The 18,409-nt window shown below is 49.8% G+C and carries 8 protein-coding genes; all 8 read right to left on the bottom strand.

Features of this window, described 5'->3' with window-relative positions; all coding sequences use genetic code 11:
* Positions 1-3: 3 nt before the first annotated feature.
* The 8 genes from QVE43_RS11315 to QVE43_RS11280 all read right to left on the bottom strand — a co-directional run bounded on the left by QVE43_RS11315 (position 4) and on the right by QVE43_RS11280 (position 18,381).
* Positions 4-3,714, bottom strand: a complete 3,711-nt coding sequence (locus tag QVE43_RS11315) for a gliding motility-associated C-terminal domain-containing protein (protein WP_288007231.1) — start codon at positions 3,712-3,714, stop codon at positions 4-6.
* Between the two features lie 144 nt (positions 3,715-3,858).
* Complete coding sequence (locus tag QVE43_RS11310; protein WP_288007229.1) at positions 3,859-5,682, bottom strand: T9SS type A sorting domain-containing protein; 1,824 nt, start codon at positions 5,680-5,682, stop codon at positions 3,859-3,861.
* Positions 5,683-5,946: 264 nt separating this feature from the next.
* On the bottom strand, positions 5,947-6,288 hold the full coding sequence (locus tag QVE43_RS11305) for a hypothetical protein (RefSeq protein ID WP_288007227.1): 342 nt from the start codon (positions 6,286-6,288) through the stop codon (positions 5,947-5,949).
* Between the two features lie 37 nt (positions 6,289-6,325).
* Entirely contained in the window at positions 6,326-7,909 is a 1,584-nt protein-coding gene (locus tag QVE43_RS11300; RefSeq protein ID WP_288007225.1) for a hypothetical protein, read from the bottom strand.
* Complete coding sequence (locus tag QVE43_RS11295) at positions 7,864-10,272, bottom strand: hypothetical protein (RefSeq protein ID WP_288007223.1); 2,409 nt, start codon at positions 10,270-10,272, stop codon at positions 7,864-7,866. Before QVE43_RS11295 ends, QVE43_RS11300 begins: the two co-directional genes overlap by 46 nt.
* Before the next feature lie 62 nt (positions 10,273-10,334).
* Entirely contained in the window at positions 10,335-10,553 is a 219-nt protein-coding gene (locus tag QVE43_RS11290) for a hypothetical protein (RefSeq protein ID WP_288007221.1), read from the bottom strand.
* A gap of 77 nt (positions 10,554-10,630) precedes the next feature.
* Positions 10,631-11,083 (bottom strand): hypothetical protein, encoded by a 453-nt coding sequence (locus tag QVE43_RS11285; RefSeq protein WP_288007219.1) that lies wholly within the window; start codon positions 11,081-11,083, stop codon positions 10,631-10,633.
* Positions 11,084-11,409: 326 nt separating this feature from the next.
* A complete protein-coding gene (locus QVE43_RS11280; RefSeq protein WP_288007217.1) occupies positions 11,410-18,381 on the bottom strand; it encodes a T9SS type A sorting domain-containing protein in 6,972 nt (2,323 codons plus the stop codon).
* Positions 18,382-18,409 lie beyond the last annotated feature (28 nt).

Below are 18,409 nucleotides of genomic sequence, written 5' to 3'. Positions count from 1 at the left end.
GGGTCAGCGCAAAATCATAAGTGTTCCGGAGGTTTTACCATTGAGCGTAATAGGGTCGCCATTGACTTTTTTAGCCTTCATTTCCCAGATATATACCCCCCCGGGTAGTTCTTGTCCGTCGAGGCTTCTGCCATCCCAACCGGTATTCATTAAATCATCGACTCTGTTGGTTTCATAAACCAGCTGCCCGAAGCGGTTAAACACCCGGAAGCTAAGCTCTGCCACACCAAAACCAAAGAATTTAAACGTATCGTTCACGCCATCGCCATTGGGCGAGAAAGCGTTGGGTAAGAAGTAGTCCTCTATCGCTATTACTTCAAAAGTGGTCTGCACCTGACAGCCTTCTGCATATTTCACAGTAACGGTGTAAGTAGTAGTACCGGGATTCACAGCTGTCAGCACCACACTTTGCGCCGTGGGGTTGTCTATGCCTTCGGAAGGCTCCCAGCTCACCTGCTCAAGTCCATAGCCTCCGTTGATTTGCAGTTGCAGATTCACCGTATTTCCCAAGAACAACTCAATAGGTGCAGTTACAGGCTGCCCTCCTTCGCTCAACACGGCAAGAGAAGGCGGTGTTGCCGGGTTCAGCAAACGTATGGACGGTGACGTAACAGTAAAACACAAATCCTGGGCTACATAGCGGTAATACCTTTCATTTGGCTCTACCGGCGCTGCTGCCGTATAAGAAGCGGCGGTAGCACCGGGAATGTCGCTCCAGTTAACACCGTCGTTGCTTTGCTGCCAACGATAGGTGAATCCGGGATCATTGATGCTTGCCTCCAACTTCACACTCGCCCCCTCACATATATACACCGTTTGATTGCTTTCATCATAAAAAGCGGAAGTGATAGTGATGGTTGGGTTTTGTGGTCCTACTGAGGGGCAATTGTATGCCAAGACGAAATAGGCATTGCCACTGCCTATGTTTTGATGCGCTCCCTTGACAGAGCCTTCCGGATAAGTGTTGGTTGTTGCCGGCAAAAGTGCTTCATAGGTTCCCAAAAGTCCGGGCGCTTGCGCCGCTACCAAATACAAATGGTTTGAAGCATTGACACCGTCTCCATTACCAAAAAATATTTCCACCTCCCCATTGGTAGTAATGCTACCGGAAACAGTTTCTACTTTCCAGTAGCGATTGCCTATAATGCCATTCACGCTGCTTCCCTTGATTACCCCACTCAAATCAGTGGTTTGCGTTTCGGCAAACAAGACCGCATCTCCATCTATGCCGGTAAATATAATGCCCCGGTACTGATTTTGCCCCGCCTCGCCTATGGGGAAATGCACGGTAGTAAGACCACTGCCCGTGCTTAAATCCCAGTGAACAGGAGCACGCACATAGGAACCATTATTACCCCCATTGACTACTGTATTGCGCAGCAAGACGAAATCATAAGTACTGCGCACATAACCCGCTGTAAGTGTAAGCGACTGATCGATAGTCAGTTTTCCTTCCAGAATCAACTCCTTTCCGGGGGCATTAATATCAATACCTGCGGCGGTAAAGTCCCCGTTTCCGTTGGGTCGTAGTGTGGCTCCCTTATTCACCACAATGACATTAGGATAGCTGCCCGGCAGAAACTTCACCACACCGCCATCTTGCAAATGTGCAATTGGACGGCTCAAATCAGGTGTCGTCGTATAGGGTGGATAAAAACTATTTGTAGTGGCGTACAATACATTGTTTTCAAAGTAACAGTGGCCTGTGTTATACACATCAATGCCGTCTATGATTTTATCGATAAGTGCATATTTTTCTGCTTCCGACATGGCCGAAGGCAGCTTGCCGGCGAACACGTTGCTGCTTATGTCTATATCTGCGTCCACCTCTTTACCGGAAGCACCGTCCATATAAATATAGTATTCCAAATTAGCGGCAAAAGAGTCGTTTTCAATACGTATGCTTTCATATACAGGCGTGGCTTGCCCACTTACTCCTTTGTTTGAGTTATAAATGGCAACTCCACGTCCCACACCGACGGCCGAGGTAGCGCCGAAAGAGCAATTGGCAATCAGCACACTGTTTTGCTCTAAATTAGCAGATGCATCCTCGGAGTCTATGATGATATGAGTGAAATCACTGACACCATTATTTACCTGTAACTGCAAATTACTGATTTCAACTTGATTGCTACCTTTTACTTTTATGGCAGTATTGGCTACCGTAGTCAGTCGCATGATAATATTGCGAACTGTTACCGAATCGGAAGCTATTTCCAACAAAGGACCTGCATGAGAGGTGCTGGTCAGTGTTGTGGTACCGGCGCCATTTACCAAGCCGTCTAAAATCATTGGACGGTTTACTGTGGTGGCACCGGGCTTGTCAAATACGCCCGAGGGGTACTCCAGATAGTAGAGATACAGTGTCCAACGACTCAGGGGATCTACCGGCGTGGCATCAATGGCTTCCTGCAAGGTGTTTGCCGAAGAAAAATAAGATATTTGGCGACTGCTTTGATAGCCATAGGCAGGTAAATCTTGATCTTCGCTGGCACTAACAAGGAAGAAATAGGTAATGGTTTTTAATGCATCATTGGCAGCCGGGCTTCCTACAACATATAGACTTCTTTCCGACGGGCTTCCCAGCTTTTTCAATCCCCAGTTATTGGCATTAGCATCGATACTTCCGGTAGGTGTTCCTGTGCCTACATCCACCAATGGATTGCTGCCTTGCATCAAATTTTCACGAAAGAGAATGTAATTGTGCGTATAGCTGCTATAAGCATCCGGAATTTGAAGGACCGGTAAACTGCCGGAGCTTTCAAAAGAATTATTAAAGAATAAGCAGCTGCCTGCCAACTCAGAAGCGTGAATCCGTACCAAGCCTTCTTCCGGCTGACCGGCCGAAACCAGTGCTCTGAATTCATTACGTTCTATACGAAGCTCACTGCTGCTGCCTTCGATACTTAAACCAAAAAAGGAAACAAAAGAGTCAGTAGAAGGCAATGGCATCCCCCGGTTATCTGCCGCGGAGCATCCTGCAATCACATTATTTCCCCATTTTGCACCGAAGTTTACCACGTTTTCCTCAAACAAAACATCGGTCACATTTATCAAACGAAAAGCACCGTTGGCTTTCCATACGTAGTTTCTGCGCATGTGCACCCCATTCACCCCTTGCACCACAATACCTTCGGCATCCATCGTAAAGCCGTCTTTATGACCAATACGGTTTTCTTCAAGAAGCCAGTTGGTACGCGTGCCGGTACCGGTACGCTCTATAGCCCTTTGAGTGCTTGCCGGCGTAATCATGCAATATTTAATGGTAATCCCCGAAGCTTCGACCTGTATATTTCCATTCAGAATTTCGAAGCCATTCACCACCACCCCGTCGGTTGTAATCACCAGGTTGATTCCGTCCAGAATAGACTCCGGCAGGGTCGATGTGTCGCCACAGCTTCCACCTAATGCAGTTCTGTCGGAAGTAGGCAGGTTGGGTGTCACATCTGCCTGTGCCCCTTTTAAGGTCAGTTGTTTATTCAGTGTAATGGTAGCACTTTCGCCAAGTGAGGTGTTGTATGTGCCCGCAGCTACCTCCACAATATCGCCACTCTGCGCCTGTGACACCGCATAAGTAATGGTCTTGCAGGGACTTCCGGAAGAAGAACAATCACCGGTATCTGTGCCTCCGCTTGCATCCACATAACGAGTAGTTTGCGCTTGCACGACGGCAGCAAACAGCGTAAGCAAGCAAATAAAAAATATTTTTTTCATAACGCTAAGACTTTGCATCATTGGTAAATACGCCAAGTATTTCAAAATGTAATCAAAAAAACAGGAATGCTTATTATTTCATACGAAAAAAGAGAGGCATCCGGTTTAGGGATACCCCTCTTTTTTATTGTTTGAGGGCACATCTTACAGTACTACCCAGCGAATAAACTGCCAGCCTGCCTGCGTGCGTAAACGCACCACATACACTCCTTCCGGCAAACGGCGATTCAAGTCTATTTTCAAGGTGGTCATAGAAGAGGGGGCAAGCACCCGGGCAGCCACCATGTTCCCTTTCATATCGACTACCTGCCACTCGTGCAGTTCCACACCATAGGGCACTTCAAGATAGAACGACTGCCCATCTTGTGCCGGGTTGGGATACAGGCTTACCTTGCCTACCTCATAGCTGTTGCTTTGTTTCACCTCTATGGCCACCCATTTCGAATAGGTGGTGCGCCCGCCCTTATCTTTCTGACGCAGGCGGTAGTACACCACGCCTTTTGGCGGGTAGTTGTCCCAGTATTCGTAAGCGGTTACGGCATTTCCTTCAGGCCCTTTGGCTTCCACCCAGCCTATTTCTTCTATCTGCTTGGTATCGAGGCTGCGCTCGATGGTGAAGCCTGCATTGTCCTGCTCGTAAACCGTTATCCAGCTCAGCTGCACCCTGCCTTCTACCGCTTTGGCTTCTAAGTTGAGAATTTCTACCGGTAGTGGAATAAAATGCCAACCGAAAGTAACTTGCCCGTTGCCCAGGGTCGTAATGTTGCCGGACACGATTTGCGTGTTGGGGTTAGACAGCGCCGGCAAACCTCCCAGGTCTCTCCACAATCCGCCTTCATCAGGTACTTGGCCGCGACGTACTTGCTGGTTGAGTGTCGGGGTGGGTGTCCCACGGGAAGCCAAGCCTTGGTTTAACTCGTAATTGTCGAAGTCTTGCAGCAGGTGGATATCTTCCAACAAGCTTAAGTTATTGGCAGCACTCACCAAGTAGGTATTGCCATTTACAACAATGGGGAAGTTGGAAGTTTCGTCATCGCCACGGAACGGCAGTTCCAAAGAGGCAGATTGCATGTCTGCTGCGTCATTGGGGGCATTGGGGAACTCTATGTTTTTCACCACCCAGTAACGGTCTTGCGATATCATGTTGATACGACTGGTTGAGGGATAGAGTGCCCGCACGTTGGAGGGGGTCCAGTCTTCAGGATTGGCATTGAATTGTTCTACTGTAAAGGTTGTAGGCACCTGTTTGTCGAGCTGCATATTGAGCGCCACCCCATCAGTAGCGGTGCCCGGATACTTGCCTTTCCCTATCGGGAAGCTCAACCGCACAAAAGATGTATTGCTGGAGAAAATACGCCCGGCGGGTCCTTCTACAAAAGCACTGCTCAAAGGTGCGTTCGGATCGCGGCGCCATTGTGCTTTTTCCGATATAATCAACTCTTTACCGGCAGCGGAAATAATCTTACCATTCATCAGATAAAGCTCGCCACCAAGCACCGTGCCGGTAATAGGACCTATAACCACCCGGCTGTTCAGCGTCAGGTTGGTAGCAGAAGGTGTAAAAATACCTGCGGAGGTCACGTCTTCTTTTGCCATGATGAGTTTCCAGAAGGTTTCATAAGCGGCACCGCCTGTTTTGGTAAGTGTCTGCGGCTTATTACCGGAAAATACTACCTCGCCTTGGCGCGGCACAAAAGTGCCGTTGTCTATCCAGTTCCCCTGAATATCGATACGGTTATTGGCAATGCTGGCATCTAAGGTGGCACCTGCTGCAATGGTTAAATTATTTTCCACAAACAGGGTGGAGTTCAGCTCGCTGATGCCTGAGCGGAATTCCACATTGTAGAAAGGATTATTGAATACGCCATAAGTACCTGCCGGGTGATTGGCACCACCATTAATCACCCTTGAACCGCTACCGCCGTCAAATATCACCGTGCCATTACCATGCACAAAAGTGCCTTGCACACTCCAGCTGCCCCCCTACCGTAATGGTATTGGAAGCGTTGAGAACTTCTATATGGCTATTTTGCTGTACAGAGAAGGTCTCCGGTTACTTGCAGATTTCCTCCATTCAGACGCAGGTATATATCATCAATAGCTCCATTGGGATCATTGGTCGCATTGATGATCAAACTTGCGCACTGGGCCGTTCCTGAAGTGATTTCTACTACAAAAGGACGGCTACCGGATGCATAGGCCGGGTCAAGGTTGGCGCTGTGTAGTCAATAACTACCTCTTCGGTAGGCAAGGCGGCAGTACGTCGCCTTCCCAGTTTAGAGGGTTGCTCCACAAGTTATCTGTAGTAGGCACTCCTGCATTGCTGCGACCATCCCACCGTTTGATGTTTTCAATCCAACGTACATTACCATTTCCGCCAAAACAGCCTCCTACATCGCGATCATCGTCATAAGCTTCGCCACGGAAAGCACCGGTAGCCAGTCTGAATACAACTTGGTTGGAGGCACAGCTACCGGGGCTTCGCCGTACATTATAGCCTCCGGAGATGGGCAGTGCGAAGTTGGTTCTGTAAATATCGCTTGTTGAGTAAACCCTCGGCAAGTTTAAATACACCGCACCGGCAACTTGCTTGCCATTGGTAAAGATGCCGTCACTGAAGCTGCCAACACCTGCATGCCGGGTCTATGGATGTTCCTCTGCCGGCACTGCTGGTGCTTCCTAAGATACCACTACCGGGCTCCCCTGCGCCATCACCGCTCAAAGTACCGGAAAGGTCCACGCCACGCTCATCCATGAACTCAAACAAGAAATAACGAGCCTGAATATCGCCTTCCACCAAGAAACGGTAATAGTCTGAGATACCTTGCCGGCTGATTTTCACATACTGCGAAGCAGTGCCCAGCGCTTCCAGATATCCGCCATCTTCAATCAAAAGGGTGCGGGTGGGTTTGTCAGCCTGAATAGGCGAAATATCATTACGCTTGTCCACATAGAACGGATAAGCAGGGTTGGGGTCCATCAACAGTTCTGCTCCGGGGTTCAGGTCAAGCACCCCACCGCTTTCTACCCGTGCTCCTGCCAGCTGCAGCTTCACGTTGGCACCGGGCAAGGTACTCAGTTTGCGGTTGGCCATGATGGTTGTATGCCCAAGGGCTATCAATTCATCCTGCACTTCATATTCTACCATGGAAGTTACCTTCGGATAGCGAATAGGGTGTCCTGAGGGGTAATCATCCGGGTCGGCATCTTTTATGTAACAATTCACAGCAGTATAATCAACAAAGAAACCGATATATACGGCGGGGAAGGGCTCGCCATTGGTTTTGATAATGCGCTTGGCCGTACTGTTCGGATGGAAGTTGATGCGCCCGGTACCCGGGTTTATCTTGCCTCCATTATTGATCCAGTTGCCACGCACCGTCACGGGGCTATCGTTGAAGGTAAAGCTTCCGCCGTTGAGCGTTACATTGCCATTCACCAATAGCGGCGTGGTAGAAAGCATGCGGAACTCGCCACCGTTGATGGTCAAATTGCCCAGTATGTGGAAGCGTGCCCGCTCCGAGAAAGTGAGTCCCTGCACGCGAACCACCCCTCCCGGCTTGTCCAGACGCACATTTTGCACCTCATTCCTACGCACCCTCACCTGCTGTTCTCCTACACCGTTGAATACCAATGTAGAGGTGGGGTCCATCACTATATTGGGCATAGTAGCCAACGAACCTATAGTAACATAGCTATTCTCATCATCCCATGTGTTGCAACGAGATGCAGGTGGATTTATGTCTTCGTTCCAGCTTGCCAGGTTATCGAGTGCAAGCAGATTGGTACCTATACGCACCTCTGCATTGGCGCCCATCACCAATTGCCCATTGGCACGCACCTGCAGGTCGCCCCCTACGGTGAATATGCGGCCTGCCGGCACGGTAAGCACCTTATTGGTACCGGTTCCCGCATCGCGCCCTCTGACAGATGAACTAGTTGTACCCATGGATGGAATCAGGTCCTCCCCTGCCAGCATCTGTCCAAAGATACCGGCAGTACCGGAAGCAGAAGCATCCTTTGCATCATAAATGCGCTGTCTGTCACGCAGCACTCCCGCATTCACCACTACAGCCCCATAGACTTCTACATCTGCATCTACTGTCGGGTTGGAATTTGCCGTACGGGTAATCATCACGTCAAACATCTTCAGCGTATCGGCAGGTATTTCACCCCGGGGTCGTTGCCTACCCATACCGTAGGCTTGTCTTTTTTAGGCAAACCATTAGGCAAGGTGGTTTGCCCGGGATATATCTGGAAGGGGTTATAGTATTCGTCGTTTCGCAAGGACCAGTTTTTGGGGTTGGTCCAGGCGGTGGTACTGCCGCTATGCCGCTCATCGATAGTTGCAGGTCCCACATTGGGGTTGACACTTCCGGGACCTTCACCATTGGACCTACGGAAACCTGGCCGATTGTACCTCCCAACCCAGTAAATCTTCACGTAGTTTTCCCAAATTATCTGGTCATAGAAGGGGTTTACATTATCGTCGTTCAAGCCACCGTCGTATTGCTCACCCAAGCCGCCACCTATTGCGCCCGAGGAGCTCTTCATGGTAATCACATTCATCTGCAGGTTACCATAGCCTATAACATCGGCAGCAGGGTCACCGGTTAGCGATGAGTTGAAGTAGTAGCGCGCATTGGCTACTACGTTCTTCGAATAAGAACCACTATTGGCAGCAAAGCTGGCATTGTAAATGGTGAGGGCTTGCCCTGTATTGATGGTCAAGCATGCTGCGCTGGCACCGCCACTGCCAAAAGAGCAATGACTGAAGTTGTGCGGCACACTACCCCATTGCGGGTCCGGGGAGGTGTTACCCAAAGGATTCACCATGGCTCCCATCATGACTTTTAAACCTCCGCGGCTTTCCTGCCATCCATGCCCGGAGCCGGGTCCTCCTTCATACTCCCAAGAAGGCAGGTCATAGTTAGGCGATTGAGTAATGGAGTTGTCGCCCAACCAGTTTCGCGCAGGATAGCTTGCATCCCAAGGATAGCTGCCATAGCGGCTATCGCTGGAAGCAGACATAAAGGTGAATTCGGTGTGAATGGCTTCAATCGCTCCGCCATTATATACGCAAATGCGGTAATACTGCCCGGGTGTACCTTCGCGCGTAACGGTGGCAGGGCTTGCGGCTGTTCCCAGCGCCCGGAAGAAACCACCCTTACGCACCCGCAGAAAAGAGCCACGCTCTTCACCACCGGTGTTCATGAACAAACGGCTTCCGGCAGTAAGTATAAAGCGGCCATACACATCTATCACATCATCAAGTGAGTAGTAGTTACTCATCAAGTTATTGTAAGAAATGCCTGTATTGCCTTCTACCCCTTTGGCTGCATAGTCGGCATAATAAAGCGTATAACCGTTGGTAATGAAAGTACCACGCAGTATTTTAAAGTTGCCATGAATGCGCAGGTTGTTTGACATGGTTACCGTCGTGGCATTGGGGTCAGCAGCCGAGGTTGTTTTCACGATATACACATTGGGCAAAGAAAGCCCACGTCCTCCGTTGAGGTTGTTACACAAGTCAGGCAGGTCGGGTACGTTTCCGGTAATGGTTGCCGGGTTTCCTCCAAAAAACACGATGGTTGGAATCTCATAGTTCTGTCTTGGTTCCTGTCCTGACACATAGTTCACAATGCCCGGTGCAGAGCAGTTGGTACGTACGCCCATCGGGTATCGGGTCGAAAGCCCCAAATATAAGCCACGTGGTGGTCCGGGATTGGCAGGGTAAAAAGTGCCGGGTATAGACTGTGCATTGGAAGGCAAGGTGTTGTTTTTATCGTCCAAGTTTTTGCCTACATACAAGGCAATAGTGATGAAATTGGTCCGGTTGGTTTCGGTGCTACCGGGCTCGTTGGTACCCAAATCCAAGCAGGCGTCGTCTTCAATAATGACGTCTTCCTGCACAATGAGGTCGCCGGCCGGGTAGGAGACCGTCTCACCGGTGCTTGCGCCCATAGCCAAAGCAGAAATGGGGTCTGTGCTGATGTCTATGGCTCCGCCCGAACTATTATTCCTGTTTAAAGGATGCACTACCGAAGCCACGATGGGAATGGTGTTGGTAGCATCGGTGACATTATTGGCACGGAAAGTGCCGGACAGGATATGAAAGTTTTTGTTTATCCGCAGCGGATTGCTGCCAACATTGCTTACAATACGGTAAGCATCGGTTTTGTTTATCAGCAGATAGTCGAAAACGGTATTGGCAGATACATTGATGGTACAGTTGGTAGTACTGCCTACGAAATATACTTGTGAGTCTCCCACCGGGCGAATAAACGGATCGGCGGCTGTTGACAAGCTACTATCCCAGTTCTGTAAAATATTCAACACTGTGGGCGAGGCAGATGCCCGGATGGCTCCACTCCCGGCAGTATATACCACACTTCCGTTAATAGCATGCGGGCTGGTTGTTTGAATATCCAAAATGCCGGCATCAATAACCAGGTTTTTCTGTGCCGTTGCCTCACCGATGGTCACGGGCACGTCCCAACGCACGTTCTTGCGAATAGCCACTGCTGCCCGTATGTTCACCGCCGGGCCACTGACCACGCTGGTGGAGGTGCCACCCTGAAAACGTACCGGCGAAAATTCTGCATCTGTGGAGTTGTCGCCTATAATGTACCCACCTGTTTGGGTGTAGTTGCCCTGCAGTTCCAGGCGTGCAGGTGCCCTGGCGAGTCCAGAAGGCTGCCACTTTCTACGATTGCGTTGCCCTGCACTTGCAGCACCCTGCCTAATGCACCTCCGAAAGCAGAGTTTCCATTGCGCACGCGCAAATTGGCCACCGGCAGGTATCCGGCACCGTCTGCAACAAGCGTACCGCTCTCCATAATCAACTCATTGCCAACCAATAGAGCCGTACCGGAGCTCCAGCTTACATTAACCGTACTGCTTCCTTTATCTACTATCAGATTATAGAAATAATTGCCATAAGGGAGTCTATGTACATAGTATACAATGGCAAGCTGCTCCCCTTCAACACCACCGTGCCGGTAGCCGATTGAAATGCATTCAAAGGAGTAGCATGGTTCCAATCACCATACACACTCAAAGAAAAGGAGGCAAGGCTAAAAGTACCGGTATATGTAATAGGGATTGTCAGGTCGTTACACTCCGCATCAGCTGTAAGCGTACAGTTATTTCCTCCATCAAACACCACATCGTCATTGGCATCAGGGATACCATCTGCATCCGGTCCTATCTGAACCCAGTTGGCAGGATTGTTCCACGCAGTACCGGCCGCACCTGTCCACCTAAAAGTAGCCTGTGCCCACCCGCTTGTAACACAAGCCACTGTCAAAAACAGCGCCATGAGCCGGCTTTGCCATTGTGTGTATCCACCCTTTTGTACCCTATTCATAGTGTCGTATATTTTTAGCTCGATAAACTCTTTTTTCTATATTCCCGGTAATCCAAATAAGTAACCAAACATATATTTTCAAAATATAAACTCACATACAACATCGCATGACTTCTTAAATGCTATACGATAACAAACTTTCCGGTGTTCCAAAAAAAGGAGATACAAACATAGATGCAAACATAATAAACAGAATGCAAACCAATGAATCATATTCACTTTTTTGCACAAAGGCCGGTATCGTGCTAAAAGTTAAAAAAATTACATAACAAATGGCAGCACTACCGCTTGGTAATGCTGCCCTGTATTTTCGCATTTGTCATGCACTATTCTATCACAAGACGACTATAATACATCTGTCCTTGTGCATTTTGCACACTAAGCAGGTACACCCCTGCCTGTGGCTTTTGAGCAAACTGCAAGCGAAGCGTTTGAGTGCCGTCCGTCAATTGTTTGAGCTGCACCAAACGTCCGGTCATGTCGTACAAGCGCACGGTAGCCGATTTCACACCGCCGAAAGGCAAGACCACAAACACCTCATCACCGCTGTTGGGGTTCGGGTACACACTGAGGCGTCCGTCCTGCTGCACTTCGCCTTTCACCTCTACCGCCACCACTTTCGAGTAGCTCACTTTTCCGTCTTTTTCTTCTTGGCGCAAGCGGTAGTAGTTCACCCCTTGGTGCGGTGCCGGGTCTATGTGATAATAAGCAGCCACTGTTTCACCTCCGTTACGGGCTTCTATACGGGCAATTTCCACAAACTGTTGTCCGTCGGTGCTGCGCTCAACGCCGTAATATGCCAAACGGCTTTCATTGGCAACTACCCAATCAAGCTGTACTTGGCTTTGATTGACCACCTTCGCCTGCAAACTCAATACCTCTACGGGCAACGGAATGAAATACCAGCCATAAGTAAAGCGGCTGTTGCCCAGGGTGCTCAAGGGCTCGGTAGAGCTGATGGTTACGTTGTTGGACTGCAAGTCGCCAATACCGCCAATATCCCGCCAGAATTCACCTTTGGAGGCATAACCTCTGCGGATAGGCAACTCCGTATTGACCACCACAGGCGTAGCCTGACGTAAATAAGGCAAATCGTCGTCCGAGAAGTCTTGCAAGATACTCAGCTGCCCCACCAGACTCAGGTCAGCCATTACGTTGGGGTATTGCACATCCAATGGCGGCGGTGCAGCAAGTGTGTTCTGCGAGGCATCGAAACGCAAAGTAACGATGGCTTCTGCCAGGTCGCCGGCGGCCACTGCGGGCGCCGCATCCAGAGGCAAAGCAGTGGGGAAGCCAATATTTTTAATTTTCCAGTAGCGCTGGGTGGTAACCATATTAATACCGGACGCATATTTGGTTATATCATGATCGTTACCATCATCTCCTCCCGGCTCATGTGTTCCATCCTCATCTTCATCTTCCGGGTGCATACCTTCCATGATTTGCATGGTAAAGGCAGTGGGGTTGTTGTTGGTAAGGCGCACCTGCAGTGCATAGCCATCGGAGCCTGCGGGACTGTTGCCGCCGGTATAAGCATAGCCCGAGCGCCCAATGGGGAAGTTCAAGCGGGTAGAAAGCACCGATGAACCTTGAAATATACGTCCTACCGGCCCATCTACAAAAGCGGTGTTGGGCGATGCCGAAGTAGAACGCACCCATGAGCCCAGTTGTCCGATGATGATTTCTTTGCCGTTACCGGAACCGTCGTCTTCAGTGGTTACAAAGATCCCTCTGTTCAGGGTCAGTAAATTTTCGACCACTACGCGGTTGTTTAGCGTAACCGTACCGGCATCCGTCGGTTTTTCAATGCGCAGGTCGTAGAAGTTTTCATAAGCCTGCAGCAAGCCTGCGCTGCTGTTGCGCGTGATGGTCTGTGGGCCGCTGCCATTGAACACCACCTCGCCGCTACGTGGAACAAACAAGCCATTGTTGTTTATCCAGTCCCCGCCTACGTATATCTTAATGCCGGCTACATCGGAGGCATCAAACACAGGCGTAAAAACACCGGTCTTGTTAATCCAGAAGTCGTTATCGACAAAGAGCATATCATTATTTTCGCTATACCCTCCTTGAAATTCGACATCCCAGAAGTGGCTAAACGTAGGACCGGTTGTAATCGTGCGCGAGCCTACATTCTGATTGAAAACCACACGGGCACGATCTATGCCGTCATCTTCCAAATCGTAATCAAAGGTGCCGGCCACGCTCCACCCTTTACCAATGGTAAAAGCTTGGAACCCGTTACCTGTACGGATAGTAACCCCTTGACTTGCCGTAAGGTCACCACCATACTCCGTACCGTCGGGACAGGGCGATGAACGCTGTATGATTGCTTCTATCTGCCCACCGCCACTATGTATAATGTCTAAGTTGATGGGATTTCCTCCGCCGGTGTCAATAATCAAGTCACGGCAAGCAATTTCGGGGGTACCATTAGCAGCAACCGCGAAACTGTCCACTGTAGGCGTATAGTTATCCGGTAAGAAGGCACCATCTGCCGTAATGTTTATAGTAGCGGCCACATAGCGATGATCTATCACTATGGCGTCTTCAATGGTAGGCAGCGCATCATCCGTCCAGTTCAGAGGATCATGCCAGCTGGTGCCATCACCACCGCCATCCCAGTGCTTGATTTTACCGGACCAGACAATGATGGAGTCTGCGGGTCCGGTCCATGAGCCGCCGGTTTCCCTGTCATAAGACTCTCCGGCAAACACACCCGTAGCATTGATGAAACGGGTCTTTTGATAACGGACGTCTGCCGTATCACCGGGAATGACGCCCACCGGCGGATCATCCGTAGCAACGGTATTCACATAAGTGTTGGAACCATTGGCATTATCACGACGCACGTTAGACGCCCCCGGCGAAGTGAGTGCCAGTGGGAAGTTTACATTGAAAACATCCTGCGACTCGTAGCTGGACGGCAGCCACAAATAAGTGGCGTTGTTTACATCCTTGCCATTGGTGAAAGTACCGTCGCTGAAAGTCCCTACCGCCACTACAGGACACCCACCACCAAAGAGGGTTATTCCCGGGCTATCGGGTGTACCGTCGCGCATATCCACTCCATTTTCATCCGTAAACTGGATGTTGTAGAAGCGCACAGCCGCCCGTCCATTGATATCGAAACGGTAATAGTCGTTGCCCATGCGGGAAATACGCACATATTGGTCCTGGGTGCCGATGGCTTCAAGGATACCGTTAATAATCAGGTTTTTGCTGCCCTCCGGCGTAATTTTGGTGGCATCGGTTTGCATCAAAAGCTCCGCGCCGGGGTTCAGGTCTATTGTACCGCCCGCTCGCACGGTAAGCCCTGTCAAATGCAAAGGCACGATGGTGCCTATGGGCACGGTGGCTGTTTGTACCACATAATTATTGCCGATGGTGGTCTGTGCCAGGGCGCGCATGCCGTCTTCAATCGTGTAGGTGCTTGTACCACCACCCGCATTATCGAAGAACACTCGATAAAAGACCTGTCCTCTCGTACGGATAGTGTAGTTGCCGGGGGTTGTGGGACGGAAACGCACGGCTGCCGCTGCATTCAGGATGGTTTCATCTACAAAGCCACCATTGTTTAGCCAGCTGCCGCCTACACGCACCTCTCCATTGTCGAAAATAAAAGTACCGCCATTCAGAATAAAGTCATCGCGTGTAGTCAGGTCTGAGTTGGTAGAAAGACGACAGGTAGCCGTGCCGTTAGGCTGCTCCATGCGAAACTCAAAGCAATCGAGGTTAGCGCCTCCTCCTTGAAGGATAACTCCCCCGGAAGGCTTGTCAACCACAAAATCTTCCCAGTTATCACCATCGTTATATTTCACCTCCTGCTCGCCGGGACCGTTCAAGGTAAAAGTAACTACCGAGGCCGCATTGCCAAAATCGTTGGTGCCGGTTCCACTCACCATATAGTTCTGCCCCACGAATATTTGCGCATTACCCTGAGCCTCCAGCAGAGCTGGAGAGCCTCCACTACCTATCATCTTTTCTATAATGATGGATTTTTTTACAGAAAAAGCTATGTTGCCCTGTAAGGTCAACTGTGTGTTGGGTGCATTAGTATTTTGCGGACTCAGGTCCTGAGGTTCCTGCCCGCCGGTACCCATGTTTTGTCCGTTGATAACCAGGTTGCCTTCAATTTCTAAGTTACCTACGCCGTTCACGCCAACGATCGTAGCCGGCACCACCACATCGTTAGGTGCAGTATGCGCCAAATACACATTGAAACGCTCAAATATATCATCCGGAATGCGGGCATCGGTGACAATATTCGTATTATCAGCCACATCACCGTCGTTATCCGTATCGAAGTGCTCCATGTAGTCGCCATCACCGTCGGTATCGATGGCAGCGAGTTCATCCGGGCGCAAGCCGGCTATAATATAAGCCTGAAAGTCAGTGGCCCGCAGCTCCGGTGCCGAAAAAGCACTCTTGGGCATACCGGGATAAATGCGCAGGGGGTTGTAGAACTCATCATTGACAAACGACCAGTTGCGGTAATCTGCCCAGTTGGTAGGGTCAAATGGAGCAGAGTTATCACAACCTTGGTTCACTCCTTCGTTGTAGTTATTATTTCCCTCTTTCCTATCCGGGTCAGCCCTGTATGAGCTGGGATCGCAAGGGTTATAAGGTGACGAAGAATCTACCATCCCTCCTACCCAGTACACTGGAGCAAATTCTGACCATATGATACGGTCATCGTTCGGGTCGCTGTCGTCGTTATCGCCGCCGTCCCATCCTTCACCGTTCGAGCCCCCAATAGTACCCGAGGAAGCCACCATTTTAATCACCCCACACACGTCGCCTGTTTGGGCCGGCGAAAGGCAGGTGATTCCAACGTACCCAAAGGCAGCAGCAGAAGCTGCTGTGCTGGCTACAATGTTGTTATCATTTGTCAAGTCTGAATTAGACCCTGTAAAGCGTGCCCCTTTGATGGTCATCGTCTGCCCTGTATTGATGGTCAGCGCCGTATTGCCGGTAGCACCTTGGGCAAAGGAACAATAGCTAAAGTTATAGTAAATGGGCTCGCCATTCACCAGCTGGTAGCGTGGCCCGGTTTCAGTTGTATTTCCGTCATTGTCATAGTCATAATCATCGGTCACGCCCGCGGTTGGCGGCGCCAATTCAGAACCATAGTGCATTTTAAAACCACCATCACTATTTGCTCCTCCATCGTGCAAAAAGCCGGCATCCGTTGAGCATTGATAGTTGAAGTTGGTAAAAGCGGCTTCCACCCTGCCACCGGGCCATGCTTCCATACGGTAATACTGCCCGGGCGTACCGTCTCTATCTACCTGTACCCGTTTTGAAGGTGTGCCTAAAAACGAAACCAAGCCGCCATTGCCTATTTGCAAAAAGCTTCCTCTATTGGTTTTCCCGGTACACATGCCCAAACGAGAGCCTGCCTGAAACTCCAGTACTCCATATACACGCAGCACATCATTATCCCGGTTACCAAAAAGCATGGTAGCTTCGGGCAGGCGGAAAGTGCCGGTCAAAATATACATGTCGCCCTGCACGCGCACACCTTTGCCTGAAGGAATTTCAACAAAATTGGCGTTCGAGGCTTTATAAACATATACATTGGGCAAATAGATCCCTGCCAAACCGGCAATGGGCGAATTATTGATATTTTTCAAGCCTTGTGTGTTGCCATTCAGTGTTTGGTTTAAGTTACCCAAAAGAACTACTGTAGGCAAGGCATTGTTATCCGGCTGTGAGGTAGCGTCATCGCACTTGCCATTATTATTACCACATACATTTGACGGTCCCACATAAAAGCCGGCAGTATTGGAAGGATAGGCTGTATTGTTATCTACTAAGTTCCCTCTTAAAAACAGAGCAATGGTACTGCTTCCGACCGGCTCGTTTGTATAGAGATCGATAAAACCATTGTTTTCAATGACCAGGTCTTTCACATCTATATCTGCTGCGGGGATATCATACGTTCTATCCGTGTTTATGCCGCCGGGGTTCGCTCCCGGCTTATTTACACTCGCATAAACATTATTGGTTACATTGGTCACCACCAAACCACAGCCGGGCAATATATTCAACAAACGGTCGATAACCAGTGGGTTGTCATATAAAGTCACCGTATTGCCCGAACTTTTTTGAATAATGACTTCGTCAAAGCGCGTAGAAGTCGACGGGCGAATTTCTACATTGCCACCTTCAATAAACTGAACAGAAGAGTTGGCATTGGTCAGCAGAGGATTGGCGGCCGTACAACCGAGGCTATTCCACGAGCCGGACAGGCGGATGATAGAGCTTCCGTTGAAGGCGTTAATAAAACCGGCACCGGGCAGGACGATATCGCCCCGCACCACCAACGGCTGTCCTGTTTCGATGCGCAAAGAACCATCTTGAACAAACAAACTCTTAGGACTTGCGCTTGTACCTATCTCGATAGCCGGCGAAGTAATGCCGGCTCCCAAGATCACTTGTGCTCCCCCTGATTTATTGACATTCACAGCCGAACGGATAGCGACAGCGCTTCCGGAAATGATGGAGTTGGCCGATCCGGTGAACTGCACGGGGGCAAAACCGGCTACTGCCACCTGATTCCCCACTATGAAACCTCCGGTTTGCATATAATTCCCCTGCATTCTTAATTGGGCAATTCCCACCAGTGTAAAATCGCCACTTTCAACGGTAGTGGTACCTTGCACCTCGATATATCGTCCCGAAGGAGCGGAAAAAGCCGAAGAAGCTGTACGCACCCGCAGATTGGCCACCGGTAAAGCACCGGCTCCCTGGGCAATGAGTGTACCGCTCTCCATAATCAACTCATTGCTTACCATGCGGATACCCGCAAAGGCACTGCCTATGTCCATGCTACTACTGCCTTTGTCGAAAACCAGTGTATAAAAATAATCCGCATAAGACGAGCTGATGTTCATCACATAAGGACCGGCCCCTCCATCCCTCAAAATCACCGTACCGGTATTGGGCTGAAAAACACTCAAAGGCGTTTCGTCTATCCAGTCGCCATACACCTCCAAATTAAAGGTCGCTAAACTTAACGTAGCTGTATAATCAGCTACAAAGGTTAAATTTTTACAGGCAGCATCGGCAGTAAGCACACAGTTATTGGCAGGACTTCCGGTAAAAACTACATTGTCATCTGCGTCAGGGATACCGTCTGCATCACTGCCGGCAGTGAGAGTCCAGTTTCCTGCATTATTCCATGCGGTACCGGCGCTTCCCGTCCACGTAAAGTCGGCTTGTGCCCAAGCTTGGCTTCCCCAAAGCAAGCCAAGAGCAAGCAACAACCAACTCAGTTTATTTCTTTGCCTCATAATACTTTAATTTTATGATTTATTCATT

This window comes from Thermonema sp., from assembly GCF_026003375.1.
GTDB lineage: Bacteria > Bacteroidota > Bacteroidia > Cytophagales > Thermonemataceae > Thermonema > Thermonema rossianum.
The sequence above is the reverse complement of the archived record's forward strand: the minus strand, read 5'-3'. Positions and strand labels throughout refer to the sequence as shown.